The following is a 16588-nucleotide window of genomic DNA, read 5'->3' as shown; positions in this document are numbered from 1 at the left end:
CGTGCGCGGTGGTACCTGGTACGCACCACCGTCCGACCCCCATCGTAGGGAACACCTCGGTGTTCGCGCACGCACCGTCTGTCGGTACTTGACGGGACGGGGTCGTATCGAGCTTGATCCGGACACGGCGGCGGCCCGCACGCGAGCACGTGCGGGCCGCCGTCGTGGACGTTGTGGTGGTCGGAGGGGCCGGCTAACTCAGCCGGATGACGCCGTAGTCGAAGCCTCGCCTCCGATAGACGACGCTCGGGCAACCGGCGTCGGAGTCGTTGAAGAGGTAGAAGTCGTGGCCGACCAGTTCCATCTCGTAGAGGGCCTGGTCCACCGTCATCGGTACCGCGTCGTGTTTCTTCTCGCGGACGACGCGACCGGGCTGATGTTCGGTCACCCCGTCATCCCAGCGCTGCTGCTGGGGCAGCTCGAACTCGTCACCGCTCTCGACAGCGAAACCGTCGGCCATGGGTTCGGCCTCTGGCGCTTCGAGCACAGCGGTGCCTGCCAGATGTCGGGTGTCGGTGGTCATCCCACCGGCGACCGCGATCGAAGTCGCCTCGGCGACGGATTCCGGGCGGCTGCGGCCGTAGTGCACGCGCCGTCGGTCGTGTGTCTTCCGCAACCTGTTTTCGAGCTTGTTGAGTGCGGAATCCAGCGCTGCGTAGAAGTCGCCTGCACACGCTTCAGCGCGTACGGCGGGGCCCCGTCCCTTCCCGGTGATTTCGACCCGCTGGCAGTTCTTGGACTGCCGGCGATTGGGCTCGTGGAAGAGTTCCACGTCGTAACGGATGACCTTCTTGTCGTAGCGCTCTAGCCGGGCCAGCTTTTCGCTGACGAGTGCCCGATAGTGGTCGGGCACCTCCACGTTGCGGCCCTTAACGACGATGTCCATACACGACCTCCCTCGCTGAAATGACTGCGAGCTGTAGATGTGTTCACTAGGGCGCCGGTAAAGCGGGGACGAAGCCCGGATCGCGGGCGGTGAGAGAACTCGGCATGCGGTCACGACGTCTCGTGGCGGATGTCCGAGCGCGGACTCAGCGCGGCTCCGGCGCCAGGGACATGGGCTGGTCACCTCCCTGCCTGCCGGGATTGCTGATAGCGCTGCACGTTAGCCGCATCATGCCGCGAGCAACAGCCCCCGAGCCGGGGGATATCACGACGTGAGACCTCGTCACCGCACGCGACGACGGAGCGGTGGACAGCGGGACAATCCGGCCTGTCGGGCGTCGTCCCCGTGATTTCTTTTCACGCGGACGGCGCAAGCCTTCGGACAGGAAAAAGCCGAGGGTGACGCTACCCGGGGAATCCGCCGCCACCCCGGTGGAGTGGCGGGCTGCCGGAGTGTTCCTCGGTAGCTTCCTCATATCCCGTCAACGCCCTTGTACCCATTCTCGTTCCCGGCCATTCATCACTCTTGTAGGTGACCTCGTGATCACCCGGCGGCGGCCAGCGCGACCACGGCCTGAACGTGAATTCCGCTTGCGGCCAAAAGTTTCGTACAAGCGGCGGCAGTCGCTCCGGTTGTGATCACGTCGTCGAGAAGAATGACCGGTGCCCCCTTCGGCGGGACGGCCTCGGAGGCGATGCGGACCCGTCCGTCCAGGTTCGCCGCACGCTCGGCCCTGGTGAGCCTCGCGGCGTCGCGGACGCCGGCCCGGAGGCTGAGCACGGGTGCCACTGTCGCTCGTTTCCCCTTATGCGAAAGGATTTTCGCGCACTCCTCGGCCACCCGTCGGATATGCGGTCCACCTCGGACACGGGAGGCGTGCCGCCTCGACGGAACCGGGACGAGCCACCATCCGGCGTCCTGTCCAGTGGGGAGCAGAGGCAGGGCTTCGGCTACGGCCCGGCCCAGGGACGGCGCGAGATCGCGTCGGCCGCGTTCCTTGTAGGCGAGGATCAGACGGCGGGCTTCGTCGGCGTAGCGGGCCAAGGCGTAGACCGGGACGAGGCCGGCCATCGGGGCGCGCGTTATCTCGCTGAGCGAACCCCAAACGGCTTGGCAGACCGGGCAGCACGGGGCGCCGGGCGCGCCACAGGAAGCACAGCGGGCGGGGATGAGGAGATCCAGGATTTCGGACATGGGGCGAGTGTCTTCGGGGGCACCGACGGTTTCCGGGCGGCTCGTGTCGTGACAGGTCCGCTTTGGACGGTTTGGGACCCAAGGTGACCGGTCATGACCGCAGCCGAGAAGAAGGACCCGTAGCTGTGGCTAGCGTTGCTAGAAAAGCTAGCGATACTAAAGGTCCCTTGCTCCCTCCGAGTGGGTAAGTGCGGCGGTACCGAGCCAGCCAAGAGCTTCGGTGACGCTTCGAGCCACCGAGCCGGTGAAGGCCTCGTCCTTGCGGCGGCGGAGTGTGCCGGGTGCGGGCGACTCGTTCTTGATCAACGGAAGATCGGGGACGTTGAGTGTCCGTGATCTTCCGTTGATCAAGCTCCACCGCCGATGCGTGCGACCCCGCGACAGTGCAGGAATAGTCGCCTGACCTGCAAGATCGCAACTTTGCCGGGACTGTGGGGGTCGAGATTTCTCGGCGGGCCGTCGAGCGTATCTGTGAAGAATCGGGACGTTGAGTGTCCCAATTCCTTCACGGACACAAGAGGGTCTTCACGCGCGAACGGAGCGAGCTCAGCCCGGGTAGAAGGGGTCCGCCTCGGTGACGGTGTGCGCCTGCGGCCGCCAGACCTCGCCCAGTTCGGAGGCGACCCACAGCCCGCCCGCGTCCGCGACCAGGTTCTGCCGGTTCGGCGCCGCGGTGACGCCGTGCACCGGCGGAGTGAGGTTCGAGCTGTTGAAGGCGTCCATCCGCTGCCCGTCCAACGGCACCTTGACCACCGGCAGGGTGCTCGACGACGTCGCGACGATCAGGTGGTCCTGAGTCGCCCAGTCGACGTCGACGACGTCCTTGAGCTGGCGTTCCTGCAGCGAGCGAGGCGAGCGCAGGGCCACCGAATCCGCCGTCCGCACGATCGAGGCGATCACCAGCTGCCCGTTGACCACCGCGGCCAGCCGCGACCCGTCGCGGGAGAGCCGCAGTTCGGTGATCTGGCCGAGTCCGGTGAGCATGGTCGCGTCGACGCCCGCCTTCACCCAGCGGCCGTCCGCGGCGAGGGTGACCCTGGCGACGGTGTTGTGGTCGACGACCGTCCAGACCTCGCCCGAGACCCCGCCGCTGCCGCGCGGGACCGGACGCCAGGTCGGACGGCTCAGGCTGCCCCCGAACAGTTCGACCGAGCCGAGGTCGTGGCCGAGATCGCCGACCCGCAGCCACTGCCTGCCGTCGCGCTCTTCGACCACCGCGAGCCGTTTGCCGTCGACGGACTGCGCGGCGCTGACGACCTTGTACCCGCCATTGCCCGCCGGTCCCCCGACCGGGGCCCCGTCGCCGAGGGACCGGACCCGCCCGTTGACGGTCATCAGCCCCTTCAGCTCCAGATTGGGCTCGATCTCCGTGTTGTACGCGGGAAGGTCGCTGGAGCGCCAGTACTCGTGGTCCGGCACCAGCGCGGTGCCGTCGGCCAGCAACCGGATCCGGCTCAGCGTCACCGTCTGCAGCGAGAGGACGATCTGCGCGGCGATCAGGGTCCGGTCCGCGAGGCTGGCCCCGCCGATACCGGTCAGCGCGACGTCCAAGGTCCCGTCGTCCGTGCTGCGCACGTTCGTGTCGGTGGTGACCTGATCGGCGAGCAGGTCCTTGACCGCGCCCTTCAGCCCTTCCGACGGTCCCTGCAGCACCAGGTCCATCACCCGGCCCGGCAGTCCGGACTGCGGTTTCGCCGCGACATACCGGAGGTCGGGGACGAAGGTGCCGGAATCGGGTGAGTAGAACCGGATCGGCACCCGGAAGTAGTTGACCGAGAAATCCTCGTCGGTGATCGCGAGATCCTGCGGCGGATCCACGATCCGCCACTGGCCGTTCGCCTGCTTCCGCAGCTTGAACTGCTGCGAGTATTCGGCCTTCTGCGGGATGAACGCGTTGTCGGGGCTCAGGGTGCCGAGTTTGAACCCGCGGACGTTCACCAGCTGCTCGTCCGGGTTCTCCTGCGGTGACGATGTGTCGTAGACGGTGCCGAAGGTGTCGTCGATGATCGTCAGCCCCGGCGACGGCTTCCAGGTGCGCCGGGCCTCGTCGTCGAGGTAGACCCGCGCGTCGGCGTTCGCCGTGCCCGGCGTCGCGGAGTTGCGGATGAACTGGCGGGTGACGGTCAGCGAGTCGATCCCGGCCGCCGGTTCGGGGACGTCCACCGGCGCTTGCGCGGGTTTGTCCCCGGAGACGACGACGGGCTGGGATTCGAGCGGGATGTTCGCGCAACCGGCGACCAGCAGGAACACCGCGAGCAGGGTCAGCAGCCGTTTCATCGGCCGACCTCCTCGGATTCGGCGAGGATCGCCTCGGGCGCCGGGCGGACTTCGAGCAATCCGGACGACAGACCGTGCGAGTCGGTCGCCTTGTGATCGGGCGGCGGCAGCACCAGCGGGCTCTCCCCCATCGGCGTGTCCTGCCGTCGCGGCAGTACGAGCCGGAAACAGGCGCCGTGGCCGGTCTCGCCCCACGCGTCGAGTACGCCGCCGTGCAACCGCGCGTCCTCCTGACTGATCGCGAGGCCGAGCCCGGTGCCGCCGGTCCGGCGGTTGCGGGACGGGTCGGCGCGCCAGAACCGGTTGAAGACCAGTTCCGCCTCACCGGGGCGGAGCCCGACGCCGTGGTCGCGCACGGTGATGGCGATCGCGGTCTCGTTCACCGCCAGTGTGAGGACCACCGGCTTCCCTTCGCTGTGGTCCACCGCGTTGGCCAGCAGGTTGCGCAGGATCCGCTCGACGCGGCGCGCGTCGACCTCGGCGGCCGCCTCTTCGTCCGGCAGTACCAGCTCGACCGAACTGCCCGCGTTGCCCGCGATCACCCGGACCTGTTCGACGGCCCTGGTCGCGATCGGCCGGACGTCGATCAGCTCGGCCGAGAGCTCCTCGACCCCCGCGTCGAGCCTGCTGATCTCCAGCAGATCGCCGAGCAGGGCTTCGAACCGGTCGAGCTCGTCGACCAGCAGTTCGGTGGAGCGGGCGAGACCGGCGGGGAACTGCTCGCGGGACGCGTGCAGCACGTCGGCGGCCATCCGGACGGTGGTCAGCGGGGTGCGCAGTTCGTGCGAGACGTCGGAGGTGAACCGGCGCTGCAGTCCGCCGAAGTCCTCCAGCTGCCGGATCTGCCGCTGGATGCTCGCGGCCATCTCGTTGTAGGACACGGCGAGTTTGGCGAGATCGTCCTCGCCGAGCACGGCGAGCCGCTGGTCCAGGTCGCCACCGGCGAATCCTTCGGCCGCCGCGGCGGCCTGCCGCACCGGCCGCACCACCTGCCGGGTGACCAGGTTCGTGATCCCGGCCAGCAGGAGCAGCAGCACGAGACAGCCGACGAGCAGCGTGTTCTGCACGGTCGAGACGGTGTTTTGCTCGCTGGTGAGCGGGTAGAGCAAATAGAGCTGGAGCGGATTGATCACGGTGGTCACCGGGGCGCCGACGATCAGATACGTCGTCTTGCCGCCGTCCGGTTCGGTGACCGTGTGCATCAGGTAGCTGACCTGCTCGGTCTCCACGAACTGACGCAGCCGCACCGGCACCCGCTCGTAGGGACCGGCGGCCACCGGCTGGCTCGACTGGTCACGGCCGCCCGCGGCCAGCACCGGTTCGAAGGTGCCGGCGGCCGAACCCGCGCCGTCCTGCGACGTCGTGGTGCTGGAGATCTTCTTCAGCGCGTTCTTCAGCCGCGCGACCATCGCTTCGGGTGTTTCGGCACCGACGCCGACCAGCTCGCTGGCCGCGGTCTCGACGACCGCCCTGGTCTGCGCGATCGCCGCGTTCTGCTTGGTTTCGAGCAGCCGTTCGGTGATCTGGTTCTGCAGCACCATGCCCAGCACGAACACCACGGCCGACGACAACGCCAGGGTGGACACCGTGACCCGGAACTGCAGCGAATGCCGCCACAGCTCGTTGAAGGCGACGGCTTTACGGCGCACGAAAACCACGATGCGCCGGATCTGGCGCATCGTGGCTCGGAGCACGCTTTTCGGCTGAGGATCCCGTGGGGACTCCGGTGGTTCAGCCTGGGCGATCGAAGGAGAAGGTTCTCTCATGGGGTGATCACGGCGGGCCGGCCTTGTATCCGACGCCGCGAACGGTCAACACCACCTCGGGGTGTTCCGGATCCTTCTCCACCTTCGAGCGCAGACGCTGGACGTGCACGTTCACCAGCCGGGTGTCGGCGGCGTGGCGGTAACCCCACACCTGCTCGAGCAGCACCTCACGGGTGAACACCTGCCGCGGCTTGCGGGCGAGGGCGACCAGGAGGTCGAACTCGAGCGGGGTCAGCGGGATGGCCTTGCCCTCCCTGGTCACCTCGTGGCCGGGGACGTCGATCGCGAGGTCGCCGATCGTCAGCGACTCGGCGGGCTCGGCCTCGGTGCGGCGCATCCTGGCGCGGACCCGGGCCACCAGCTCCTTCGGCTTGAAGGGCTTGACCACGTAGTCGTCGGCACCCGATTCGAGCCCGAGGACGATGTCCACGGTGTCGCTCTTGGCGGTGAGCATCACGATCGGCACACCGGACTCGGCCCGGATCGCCTTGCAGACGTCGATGCCGTTCATGCCGGGCAGCATGAGGTCGAGGAGGACCAGATCCGGTTTCAGCTCACGAAGCGCGGGCAGCGCCCGTGAGCCGTCGGCCACGACGGCTGTGTCGAACCCCTCCCCACGCAGCACGATGGTGAGCATCTCCGCGAGAGCAGGGTCGTCGTCGACGACCAGAACACGTGCCTTCATAAACCTATGTTCGCACTAGTTTCCCCGCGCGAGCGCGCGACCCGGCGATGTGACCACCAGAAAGATCATCGGATCGGGCAAATTGCTCCATCCGAGTAGGGCATTCGGGCCCTAGAGAGAGCGCCGGAGCCTGGTGAAGGGGCGAGGAGAGTCGATGGCGAACACACCGGTCAGGGCGTCCTCGCGGTAGTAGGCCGCCACGAAACGCTTCGCCGTGACATCACCCTCGACGATCCGGACGTCTTCTGTGGCCACTCCGGCGAACTGGATGCGGCGTCCGTACTGATCGGACCAAAAGTAACCGGGTCGCGCGAAATGCGTGACGGTCGCGCCGGCGAGCAGATTCGCGACCGCGACACCGGGCTGTTCGTTCGCGGCCGTCCAGTGCTCGGCGCGGAGCCGTCCGCCACGCTGATGGCGGTGGTACCGCGCGACGTCACCCACCGCGATCACTCGGGGATTCGCTGTGACACAGCCGGAATCGACCAGCACCCCGTCGTCGACGGCGAGCCCGGAACCGGTCAGCCATTCGGTGGCCGGTCGCGCGCCCACCCCGGCGACGACGAGATCGGCGGCGATCTCCCTGCCGTCCGCGAGCCGCACACCGGTCACGCGATCGGTTCCGGCGAACCCCGCGACGGGAACGCCCGTGAGCAACCGGGCACCGTTTTCCGCATGCAGCCCACCGCACACCGCGCCCATTTCCGGGCCGACGACCGAGGCGAGCGGGACGGCCATCGCCTCGATGACGGTGACGTCGTGACCGAGCAGACGGCAGGCGGACGCGACCTCCGCGCCGATGAAACCCGCGCCGATGACGACCACCGCAGCAGGCCCAGTCGCGAGATCACGTTTCAGCGCGACGGCGTCGTCGAGCGTTCTCAGGGTGTGAACGCCTTTCAGATTCCTTGCCGCGCCAAGGGTTCTGGCCACGGCGCCGGTCGCGATGACGTAACCGTCCGCGGCGATCGTCGTGCCGTCGCCGAGTGTCACGCCATCACCTGTGAGCCGTTCGGCGCGGGCGCCGAGGTGCCATTCGGCCGCCAGGTCGTCGAGACCGGCTTGCTCGACGAGGGCGAGGTCCTCGACGGAAACCTTGCCCAGCAAGAAATCCTTCGACAGCTGCGGCCGGTCGTACGGCGGTTCCGCGCCGATCATCACCAGCCGTCCGTCGAAGCCCTGCGCGCGCAGCTCCTGCGCCGACCGGAGTCCGGCCAGCGACGTGCCGACGACGGCGACGGCTCTCAAGCCACTTCCTGGCGCGCCTCGGTGTCCACGTAGATCACGCCGTCGTCGACGACGACCGGATACGTGCGCACGGCGTGCTTCGCGGGAAGGCAAGCCGGGACGCCGGTCCGCAGATCGAACCGCGCGGCGTGCAGCGGGCATTCGACGAAGCAGTCCTCGATCCAGCCGTCGGCCAGCGACGCGTCCTGGTGGGTGCAGGTGTCGTCGAGGGCGTAATAGCCGCCCTCGGCGTGGAAGACCGAAACGGGGACAGGACCCTCCAGACGGAGAGCCTCACCCTCGGGGAGTTCGGAGACGGAGCAGGCACGGATCATCGGGGCCTCCGGGGAAAGGACCGGCGGTTTGTTGATGTTGCGTATTACGAGACAAGACGTGCTCTGCGCAACAATCACCCCTGAGGAGACAGTACGTCAAGAGATTCGCCCACTCAGCCGAGCGGATGCGGGCGAAACGGCTACTGTTGCGTCATGCGGAACCAGGACACGGGGAACGCAACACCCAGTCAGGTGCAGTCCGTCGACCGCGCGATCAGCGTGCTGGAACTGCTGGCGCGCAATGGGGAAACCGGGATCACCGAGATCGCCGGCGAACTCGGCGTGCACAAGTCGACGGCCTCGCGCCTGCTGAGCGTCCTGGAAAACCGCGGCCTCGTCGAACAGCTCGGTGAGCGCGGCAAGTACGCGATCGGTTTCGGCGTCGTCCGGCTCGCCGGTGCCGCCACCGGCCGGATGGATCTGGCGAAACTCGGCAGGCAGACCTGCCAGGGCCTGGCCGAAACCCTCGGGGAAACGGTCAACATCGCGATCGCCGACGACGGGGTCGCGATCAACATCAGCCAGGCCCGCGGCTCGGCCGCGATCACGACGCAGAACTGGACCGGCCAGCGCACGCCGCTGCACGCCACCTCCAGCGGAAAGGTCCTGCTCGCGTACATGGGCGACGTCGAGCGCAAACGCTTGCTCCGGCGGAAACTCGAACAGTTCACGCCGCGGACCACGATCGACCCGGACGAGCTGACCGCCGAACTGGAGCGCGTGACCGAGGACGGGTACGCGGCCTGCTTCGAGGAATTGGAGCTGGGGATGCACGCGGTCGCGGTCCCGGTTCGCGGCCCCGGGGGCGAGGTCGTCGCGGCGATGAGCGCGTCCGGTCCTTCGTACCGGCTCTCGAAGCAGCGGGTACGGCAGATCGTGCGGCCACTGACCAAGGCCTCCGCGAATCTCTCGGCTCAGCTGGGGTACTTCACCGAGTGAGGTGACCGGTCCGGTCACGACCGTCAGGCGTGCAATGAAAGGCCCCTTCCTCGCAGATTTTGCAATGAAGGGGCCTTTCATTGCACGCGCGGGTTGAAGCAGCCGACCTCTTCGGGCTCTTGACAGCGTGCCCGCACGTGCCGCACTTTGTTGCTGAAGACGGAACACCGTGCCTCATCCGCAACAGCGCCGGTCACCCCGATGCCCCGTGTCCACTGTGGACGTCCGGGGCAGGCAGGAGGTTCCCATCCCCATGGCCCCCAGACCCCGCGTGGTCGTGATCGGCGCCGGCATCGTCGGCTGCGCGATCGCCGACGAGCTGACCGAACGCGGCTGGACCGACCTCACCGTGCTGGAACAGGGCGACCTGTTCATCACCGGCGGATCCAGTTCGCACGCGCCCGGGCTGGTCTTCCAGACCACCGGCTGCCGCACGATGACCGAGTTCGCCGGCTACACCGTCGCCAAATACGGCGCGCTCGACCTCGACGGGAAGCCGTGCTTCCGGCAGGTCGGCGGGCTGGAGGTGGCCACGACACCGGAGCGGCTCGCCGATCTCAAGCGGCGGCACGGCTGGGCGACCGCGTCGGGCGTCGCAAGCAGGCTGATCGAGCCGGACGAATGCGCCGCACTGCATCCGCTGCTCGATCCGGCCAAGGTGCTCGGCGGGTTCCACATCCCCTCCGACGGGCTGGCGAAACCCCTGTGGGCGGCCGAGGCGCAGGCGCGCCGCGCGATCGGGCGTGGCGCGAAGTTCCACGCGCGTCAGAAGGTCGTCGGCGTCGAAAGCTCGGGCGGGCGGGTCACCGGCGTCACCACCGAGACCGGGAGTTTCCGCGCGGACATCGTGCTCTCCTGCGCCGGGATGTGGGGGCCGCTGCTCGGCGAACTGGTGAACCTCACGATTCCGCTGGTCCCGATGGCGCACCAGTACGCGCGCACCGGTCCCCTGCCGTCACTCGTCGGCGCGCTCGAAGAAGCGACCCTGCCGATCCTGCGGCATCAGGATGCCGACCTCTACTTCCGCGAGCACACCGACCGTATCGGCATCGGCGCCTACGGCCACCGGCCGATGCCGTTGCCCGCCAAGGAGATCGGCGCCGGGGAGGGTATGCCGTCGGAACTGGCGTTCACCCCGGCGGACTTCGAGACGTCCTGGTCCGCCGCCGTCGACCTGCTGCCCTCGCTCGCCGAGACCAAGGTCGAAGAAGGCATCAACGGGTTGTTCTCCTTCACCCCGGACGGGATGCCGCTGCTGGGTGAGCATCCGGAGCTCGACGGGTTCTGGGTCGCGGAAGCCGTCTGGATCACGCATTCGGCCGGGGTCGCCCGCGCGATGGCGCAGTGGCTGGTCGACGGACAGCCCGAAGCGGATCTGCACGGTTGTGACCTCGCCAGGTTCGAGAAGGTGCAACTGGCCCCGGCCTACGTCATGGCACGCAGCTGCCAGAGCTTCGTCGAGGTCTACGACGTCGTCCATCCCTTGCAGCCCATGGAAGAACCACGGCCGCTGCGGACGAGCCCGTTCTACGAGCGGCAGACGGAACTCGGGGCGTTCTTCCTCGAAGCGAGCGGCTGGGAGCGGCCGCACTGGTACGAGGCCAACGCGAACCTGCCGGAAGTCGAGCGCGTCCCCGCCCGCAACGACTGGGCGGCGCGGTACTGGTCCCCGATCGGCGGCGCCGAGGCACTGGTCGCGCGGCAGCGGGTCGCGATGTTCGACATGACGTCGTTGAAACGCGTGGAGGTCACCGGCCCGGGCGCGCTGCCGTTCCTCCAGACCATGACGACGAACCAGCTCGACAAGAAACCCGGTTCGGTCACCTACACGCTGTTGCTCGACGAGAACGGCGGCGTGCGCGGCGACCTCACCGTGGCCAGGCTCGGCACCGAACGGTTCCAGGTCGGGGTCGACAGCGCCATCGACATCGACTGGCTGCGACGGCATCTGCCGAGGAACGGCGCGGCGCAGATCCACGAGACCACCCCGGGCACCTGTTGCGTCGGTTTGTGGGGACCGCTCGCCAGAGCCGTCCTGCAACCACTGTCCACAACGGACTTTTCACACCAGGCCATGGGTTATTTCAAGACGAAACAGGCCTATGTCGGCCAAGTCCCGGTGACCGCGATGCGACTGTCCTATGTGGGCGAACTCGGCTGGGAGCTGTACACGAGCGCCGACCTCGGCCGTGAACTGTGGGACACGCTCTGGGACGCCGGGCAGGAGCACGGCGTCATCGCCGCCGGACGCGACGCCTTCTCCAGCATGCGGCTGGAGAAGGGATACCGCCTGTGGGGTACCGACGTCACCGCCGAGCATGACCCGTTCGAGGCCGGACTGGGCTTCGCCGTACGGATGGACAAGGGTTACTTCGTCGGGCGGGACGCGCTGGCCGGCCGCTCGGAAGACACCGCCACCAGGAAGCTGACCTGTCTCACGGTCGACGATCCGTACTCGGTCGTCCTCGGCAAGGAACCGGTGTACGCCGACGGCCGTCCCGCCGGATACGTCACCAGTGCGGCGTACGGCTACACCGTCGCGAAGAACATCGCGTACGCCTGGCTTCCGGTGGAGTTCACCCAGCCGGGCAGGCCGCTGGAGATCGAGTACTTCGGCGAGCGGATCCGCGCCGTCGTGGCGAACGAACCGTTGTTCGACGCCGGCATGAGCCGGATCAGGAGTGCCGCATGAGCCATTACGACGTCATCGTCATCGGCCTCGGCGGGATGGGCAGCGCGGCCGCGTACCGGCTCGCCCGGCGCGGACAGCGGGTGCTGGGCATCGACCAGTTCGCGCCGGTGCACGACCTCGGGTCCAGCCACGGCGGCTCGCGGATCACGCGGCAGGCGTACTTCGAGGATCCGGCGTACGTCCCGTTGCTTTTGCGGGCACACGAACTGTGGGACGGGATCGAACGCGACTCCGGTCGGAAGATCTTCACCCGCTGCGGCGGGATCATGCTCGGCGACCCCGATTCGCGGACGGTGTCGGGAAGTCTTGCCAGCGCCCGGCGATGGGGACTGCCGCACGAGATCCTGGACGCGTCGCAGGTCCGGCGCCGGTTCCCGACGATGAACCCGGCCGAGGGCGAGATCGCGCTGTACGAGGAGAACGCCGGATTCGTGGTACCGGAAGGCAGCGTCGCGGCCCATCTGCAACTCGCCGCGCGGGCCGGCGCGGAGCTGCGTCACGAGGAGAAAGTCCTCACGTGGCACCAGACGTCCACTGGTGTCCGGGTCGGCACCTCGCAGAACTTCTACACCGCCGGGCAGTTGGTGATCTGTCCGGGTGCCTGGGCACCGGAACTGCTCACCGAACTCGGCGTCGAGTTCACCATCGAACGACAGATCCAGTACTGGTTCGCGCCGTCGGGCCCCGCGGACGCGTTCCGCGCGGAACGACATCCGATCTACGTCTGGGAAGGCGAAAACGGCCGCCAGTTCTACGGCTTCCCGTCACACGACGACGCCGGGAGCGTGAAGGTCGCTTTCTTCCGGGGCGGCAAGACCTGCACACCGGAGACCATCGACCGGACGGTGCACGCCGAAGAGGTCGGCGAGATCTCCGCGTTCGTCGGCCGGAAGATGCCGTCACTGCCCGGCACCTTCCTGCGCGCGGCGACCTGCATGTACACGAACACCCCTGACGAACATTTCGTCATCTCCCGCCATCCCGCCTGCGATCGTGTGGTGGTCGCCTGCGGCTTCTCCGGGCACGGTTTCAAATTCGTGCCGGTGGTCGGCGAGGTGCTCGCCGATCTGGTGGTGGACGGCTCCACCGGACACCCGATCGCCCTGTTCGACCCCGCCCGGTTCGCCGGAGTCGCGAGATGACGAGTCTCATCCCGACCCTGGGCGGCGGTTACTACACCGATCCCGGGATCTTCGCGGCCGAGCAGGAAAAGCTCTTCGAACGCCAGTGGTTCTGCGCCGTGCGTGCGGCGGATCTGCCGTCGGCTGGCGACTTCCGGACCGTCCAAATCGGACGCGAGAACGTGATCGTCAGCCGGGGGCGTGACGGCGGGCTGAAGGCGTTCCTGAACGTCTGCCGCCACCGGGGCGCCCGGCTGTGCACCGAGGAGTCGGGGACGGTGAAGCGCGCCTTCCGATGCCCGTACCACGCGTGGACGTACGGACTCGACGGGAAGCTGATCGCGGCGCCGAACCTGACGAGCCTGCCCGACATCGATCGCACCGGATACGGGCTGCACACCGTGCGCCTGCGGGAGTGGCTGGGCTACGCGTGGGTCTGCCTGGCCACGGAGCCGCCGTCGTTCGAGGCCGATGTCCAGGGCGCGGTGCGCGAACGACTGGGCGACGTCGAGTCGATCGACCGGTACGGCCTCGACGGACTTTCGGTCGGACGCCGGATCACCTATGACGTCAAGGCGAACTGGAAGCTGATCGTCGAGAACTTCATGGAGTGCTACCACTGCGCGACGATCCATCCTGAGCTGACCGAGGTGCTGCCGGAGTTCGCCGACGGCTACGCGGCGCAGTACTACGTCGGGCACGGTGCCGAGTTCGGCGACGACGTCGACGGGTTCACCATCGACGGCGGGTCGGGTTTCGACCGGCTCGACGGCGTCGCGACCGAGCAGGACAGGCGGTACTACGCGATCACCATCCGGCCGCAGGTGTTCGTGAACCTGGTGCCGGATCACGTGATCTTCCACCGGATGTACCCGCTCGCGGCGGACCGCACGGTCGTCGAATGCGATTGGCTGTACTCGGCCGACGTCGTCGCCTCGGGCCGGGACGTGTCGCGGTCGGTGGAGTTGTTCCACCGCGTCAACGAGCAGGACTTCGCCGCGTGCGAACGCTGCCAGCCCGCGATGGCGTCCCGCGCCTACCGCGACGGCGGCGTCCTGATGCCCTCGGAACACCACATCGGCGAGTTCCATGACTGGCTACTCAAGCATTTAGAGGACTGAACGCGGTAGTTGCGCGCGCAAGTACCGCATTCAGAGGACTAAACGCGGAGAAGAGTGGAGGCCAGCGCGGCGGCGTCGACACCGGCGACGCCGTCGAGAACGTGCCAAGGCGCGAGCCAGCCGGTCGCGGCCAGCTCGTCATAGACCAGCGAGCACCGCTTCTGGAGCGCGTCGTCGGTTTCGAAGGAGTCCCGCGCGCGGGCGGCGTCGCCGTCGGCACGGCGCCGCGCGCGTTCGGCGGCGACGTCGGGGGTGACCCGCAGCAGCAGATGCGCGGCGGGTACGGGCAGCCCGAACCGGTCGATCTCCAGGTCGCGGAGCCACCGGACGAACTCGCCGTCCGCGCCCTGATGGAGCCGGGCCGCGCCGTACGCCGCGTTCGACGCTACATACCGGTCGAGCAGCACGACGTCGTGATCATCGAGCCGGGCGCGAATCTCGTCCGCGGCGCCGCGGCGGTCGAGCGCGTAAAGCATCGCCATGCCGTACACGGAGTCGGCGAGGTCGCCGTGGCCCCGGTGCAGCGCCTCGCGCACGAGGTCGGCGTGCACGCTTTCGCCGTAGCGCGGGAACGCGATCGACGTGACGCTCGCGCCGTCGGCGTTCAGCGCACCGGTCAGCGCGTCGGCGAGCGTGCGCTTACCGGCGCCGTCCAGACCTTCGATCACCACGAGTCGTCCCACAACGCCTACCTTAAGGTGCCGTGGTCGACCGGCGGGCCAGACGGGGTCAGCACACGCCCGGCCCACCGGTCCGCTAGGGGACGCGCCGCTTCGAGTGGAGGAAGAAGCCCGCGATACCGATGAGAAGCAAGCCGCCGAAGATCAGCAGCGGGACGAAGCCGGTGTCCTGCGCGTCGGGTGCCGGGCCGCCGTCGCCGCGCGGCATCACCTGGGCGTTGTAACCACCGGCCTTGCCTTCTTGGGCGTAGGGCGAGCCCGCGAGCATCGCCCCGTACCGGCCGGAGACCGTCTTCTGGTACTCCGCGAGGGTGGCCGACGCGCCGGTCGCGTAGCCGCCGGCACCCGGGTCGAGCAGTGTCACCCGGCCGTCGCGCAGCGCGTACCAGGCGTCGACCTGAGGTTCGTGGAGCAGCGTCGCCCCGGCGGGCAGCCGCCGGGCCAGTTCGCTTTCCCGGTCACCCGAGGCGATGTTGCCGACGCGCCAGACGCCGTCGTCGCCACGGACCGACCAGACCGTCGCGGTCTGTCCGTCGGACGCCGTCACCGGGACGGCGACGTAGGCGAGCTGCCCGGCGCCCGCGCCGTCTCCGGCGACGAAATCCCTCGAAAGCTCGTAAACCGGGAAGGATTCGCCGACGGCGCTGACCGACGGGGAATGTCCCGAACCACCCGTCTGGGTGAAGAAGCGACTGATTTCCGCACGCAGCGTGGGATCGTCGGCGGCTGCCTTGGCGGCCGCGAGATCTTCACTCGACAGCTGATCCGCGCGCGCTCCCGGCGCCGACATCAGCAACGTGATCGCGACCAGCCCGGCGAGCCCGAGGATCCGCCGTGCCCTCATCGCCGGATCCCGGTGAGGGTATGGGTCCAGGTGAAGGACCGGTTGCCGGCGTAGAAGTCGTAGGTCGACCAGTTGTAGCGGTTACCGGTGGGCAGTGGATCCCCCCACGAGACCCACTTCCGGCCGGCGTCGGAGCCGTAGAGCACGTGCATGTGGCCGCCGCCCGCCGCCCAGCCGACCCGGGTCTGCACCGGCTGCCCGGCACCGGTCTGCGCCTGAACGCCCGCGTATCCGATGCGGCCCTTGACGTAGTTCCCCGGCGCCGAAAAGCCGAGCTTGCCGAAGGCGCGCCGGACGTCGCCCAGTGTCCCGGGGCGGTCGGCGCAGTCCCGGCGCCGCTCGCCGTGGGCCATCCGGCAGAATTCGTTCTGGCTGACGGTCACGCCGTGGCGTGCCGCGATGGTGTTGCCCGAAGCCACCCAGCACCACTGCGGCTTTTCCTGTACCTGCATGACGATGGGGTTCTGATGGGCGGAGGGGCGCTGATAGGCGGAGTGCTGCTCGGCCGACGGCGGGGGCAGCGCGCTCGCCGGGGTCTGGACCGCGAGCCACGCCGCGAGACTCGCGGCGCCCGCGGCGCAAACCCTCCTCGAGAACACAGGCACGACGGGCCTCCTGGTCACCATGGCGAACCAATGTGGTCACAACGGTGAACAGAAGGTTCACACAGAGCAAGATGGGCACTCGGCGGAACGGACCGTTCCGGGGCGTTTCCACACCCCGGAACGGTCACTCTTCCGGGGTCAACCACCCCGAACGGGGGACGTAGTGTTCACAGTGCGCTGCTAACGTGAACGTTCCGCGGTGTTCACGCTCAGCGC

At 68.3% G+C, this 16588-nt stretch carries 14 protein-coding genes; 4 read left to right on the top strand and 10 right to left on the bottom strand.

What is annotated here, in order from left to right; translation table 11 throughout:
- Positions 1-193: 193 nt before the first annotated feature.
- From hpf to AVL48_RS06910, 7 genes are all read right to left on the bottom strand, one after another.
- On the bottom strand, positions 194-886 hold the full coding sequence (hpf, locus tag AVL48_RS06940; RefSeq protein ID WP_061985943.1) for a ribosome hibernation-promoting factor, HPF/YfiA family: 693 nt from the start codon (positions 884-886) through the stop codon (positions 194-196).
- Between the two features lie 543 nt (positions 887-1429).
- Positions 1430-2080, bottom strand: coding sequence for a ComF family protein (locus AVL48_RS06935; RefSeq protein WP_061985945.1), 651 nt, complete (start codon positions 2078-2080; stop codon positions 1430-1432).
- 546 nt (positions 2081-2626) lie between these two features.
- Positions 2627-4357 carry an LpqB family beta-propeller domain-containing protein gene (locus AVL48_RS06930; RefSeq protein ID WP_061985947.1) on the bottom strand — a complete coding sequence of 577 codons (1731 nt, stop codon included), beginning with the start codon at positions 4355-4357 and terminating at the stop codon, positions 2627-2629.
- Entirely contained in the window at positions 4354-6036 is a 1683-nt protein-coding gene (gene mtrB, locus AVL48_RS06925) for an MtrAB system histidine kinase MtrB (RefSeq protein ID WP_061985949.1), read from the bottom strand. Before mtrB ends, AVL48_RS06930 begins: the two co-directional genes overlap by 4 nt.
- Before the next feature lie 94 nt (positions 6037-6130).
- Positions 6131-6808 (bottom strand): MtrAB system response regulator MtrA, encoded by a 678-nt coding sequence (mtrA, locus tag AVL48_RS06920; protein ID WP_005150760.1) that lies wholly within the window; start codon positions 6806-6808, stop codon positions 6131-6133.
- 111 nt (positions 6809-6919) lie between these two features.
- On the bottom strand, positions 6920-8056 hold the full coding sequence (locus tag AVL48_RS06915) for an NAD(P)/FAD-dependent oxidoreductase (protein WP_061985951.1): 1137 nt from the start codon (positions 8054-8056) through the stop codon (positions 6920-6922).
- Complete coding sequence (locus AVL48_RS06910; RefSeq protein WP_061985953.1) at positions 8053-8370, bottom strand: bifunctional 3-phenylpropionate/cinnamic acid dioxygenase ferredoxin subunit; 318 nt, start codon at positions 8368-8370, stop codon at positions 8053-8055. Before AVL48_RS06910 ends, AVL48_RS06915 begins: the two co-directional genes overlap by 4 nt.
- A 153-nt stretch (positions 8371-8523) precedes the next feature.
- On the opposite strand from AVL48_RS06910, the gene AVL48_RS06905 reads away from it, so the two are divergent.
- From AVL48_RS06905 to AVL48_RS06890, 4 genes are all read left to right on the top strand, one after another.
- A complete protein-coding gene (locus tag AVL48_RS06905) occupies positions 8524-9309 on the top strand; it encodes an IclR family transcriptional regulator (RefSeq protein ID WP_061985955.1) in 786 nt (261 codons plus the stop codon).
- A gap of 253 nt (positions 9310-9562) precedes the next feature.
- Positions 9563-12001, top strand: a complete 2439-nt coding sequence (locus tag AVL48_RS06900; protein WP_061985957.1) for a GcvT family protein — start codon at positions 9563-9565, stop codon at positions 11999-12001.
- Positions 11998-13143 carry an N-methyl-L-tryptophan oxidase gene (gene solA / locus AVL48_RS06895; RefSeq protein WP_061985959.1) on the top strand — a complete coding sequence of 382 codons (1146 nt, stop codon included), beginning with the start codon at positions 11998-12000 and terminating at the stop codon, positions 13141-13143. The genes AVL48_RS06900 and solA overlap by 4 nt, the downstream gene beginning before the upstream one ends.
- Positions 13140-14243, top strand: coding sequence for an aromatic ring-hydroxylating oxygenase subunit alpha (locus AVL48_RS06890; protein ID WP_061985961.1), 1104 nt, complete (start codon positions 13140-13142; stop codon positions 14241-14243). Before solA ends, AVL48_RS06890 begins: the two co-directional genes overlap by 4 nt.
- 38 nt (positions 14244-14281) lie before the next feature.
- Here the strand turns inward: AVL48_RS06890 and AVL48_RS06885 are convergent, their stop codons facing one another.
- From AVL48_RS06885 to AVL48_RS06875, 3 genes are all read right to left on the bottom strand, one after another.
- A complete protein-coding gene (locus tag AVL48_RS06885; RefSeq protein WP_061986066.1) occupies positions 14282-14914 on the bottom strand; it encodes a dTMP kinase in 633 nt (210 codons plus the stop codon).
- Positions 14915-14999: 85 nt separating this feature from the next.
- A complete protein-coding gene (locus AVL48_RS06880) occupies positions 15000-15767 on the bottom strand; it encodes a hypothetical protein (RefSeq protein WP_061985962.1) in 768 nt (255 codons plus the stop codon).
- Entirely contained in the window at positions 15764-16366 is a 603-nt protein-coding gene (locus tag AVL48_RS06875; RefSeq protein WP_061985964.1) for a papain-like cysteine protease family protein, read from the bottom strand. The genes AVL48_RS06880 and AVL48_RS06875 overlap by 4 nt, the downstream gene beginning before the upstream one ends.
- Between the last annotated feature and the right edge of the window lie 222 nt (positions 16367-16588).

The organism is Amycolatopsis regifaucium, assembly GCF_001613935.1.
GTDB classification, from domain to species: domain Bacteria; phylum Actinomycetota; class Actinomycetes; order Mycobacteriales; family Pseudonocardiaceae; genus Amycolatopsis; species Amycolatopsis regifaucium.
Note: the sequence above shows the minus strand (reverse complement) of the source record. Positions and strands in the feature narration are given on the sequence as shown.

Bases quoted from the DNA above. Each gene is read 5' to 3' on its own strand.
- hpf (WP_061985943.1), bottom strand. From the start codon at position 886: ATGGACATCGTCGTTAAGGGCCGCAACGTGGAGGTGCCCGACCACTAT.
- AVL48_RS06935 (WP_061985945.1), bottom strand. From the start codon at position 2,080: ATGTCCGAAATCCTGGATCTCCTCATCCCCGCCCGCTGTGCTTCCTGT.
- AVL48_RS06930 (WP_061985947.1), bottom strand. From the start codon at position 4,357: ATGAAACGGCTGCTGACCCTGCTCGCGGTGTTCCTGCTGGTCGCCGGT.
- mtrB (WP_061985949.1), bottom strand. From the start codon at position 6,036: ATGCGCCAGATCCGGCGCATCGTGGTTTTCGTGCGCCGTAAAGCCGTC.
- mtrA (WP_005150760.1), bottom strand. From the start codon at position 6,808: ATGAAGGCACGTGTTCTGGTCGTCGACGACGACCCTGCTCTCGCGGAG.
- AVL48_RS06910 (WP_061985953.1), bottom strand. From the start codon at position 8,370: ATGATCCGTGCCTGCTCCGTCTCCGAACTCCCCGAGGGTGAGGCTCTC.
- AVL48_RS06905 (WP_061985955.1), top strand. From the start codon at position 8,524: ATGCGGAACCAGGACACGGGGAACGCAACACCCAGTCAGGTGCAGTCC.
- AVL48_RS06900 (WP_061985957.1), top strand. From the start codon at position 9,563: ATGGCCCCCAGACCCCGCGTGGTCGTGATCGGCGCCGGCATCGTCGGC.
- solA (WP_061985959.1), top strand. From the start codon at position 11,998: ATGAGCCATTACGACGTCATCGTCATCGGCCTCGGCGGGATGGGCAGC.
- AVL48_RS06890 (WP_061985961.1), top strand. From the start codon at position 13,140: ATGACGAGTCTCATCCCGACCCTGGGCGGCGGTTACTACACCGATCCC.
- AVL48_RS06880 (WP_061985962.1), bottom strand. From the start codon at position 15,767: ATGAGGGCACGGCGGATCCTCGGGCTCGCCGGGCTGGTCGCGATCACG.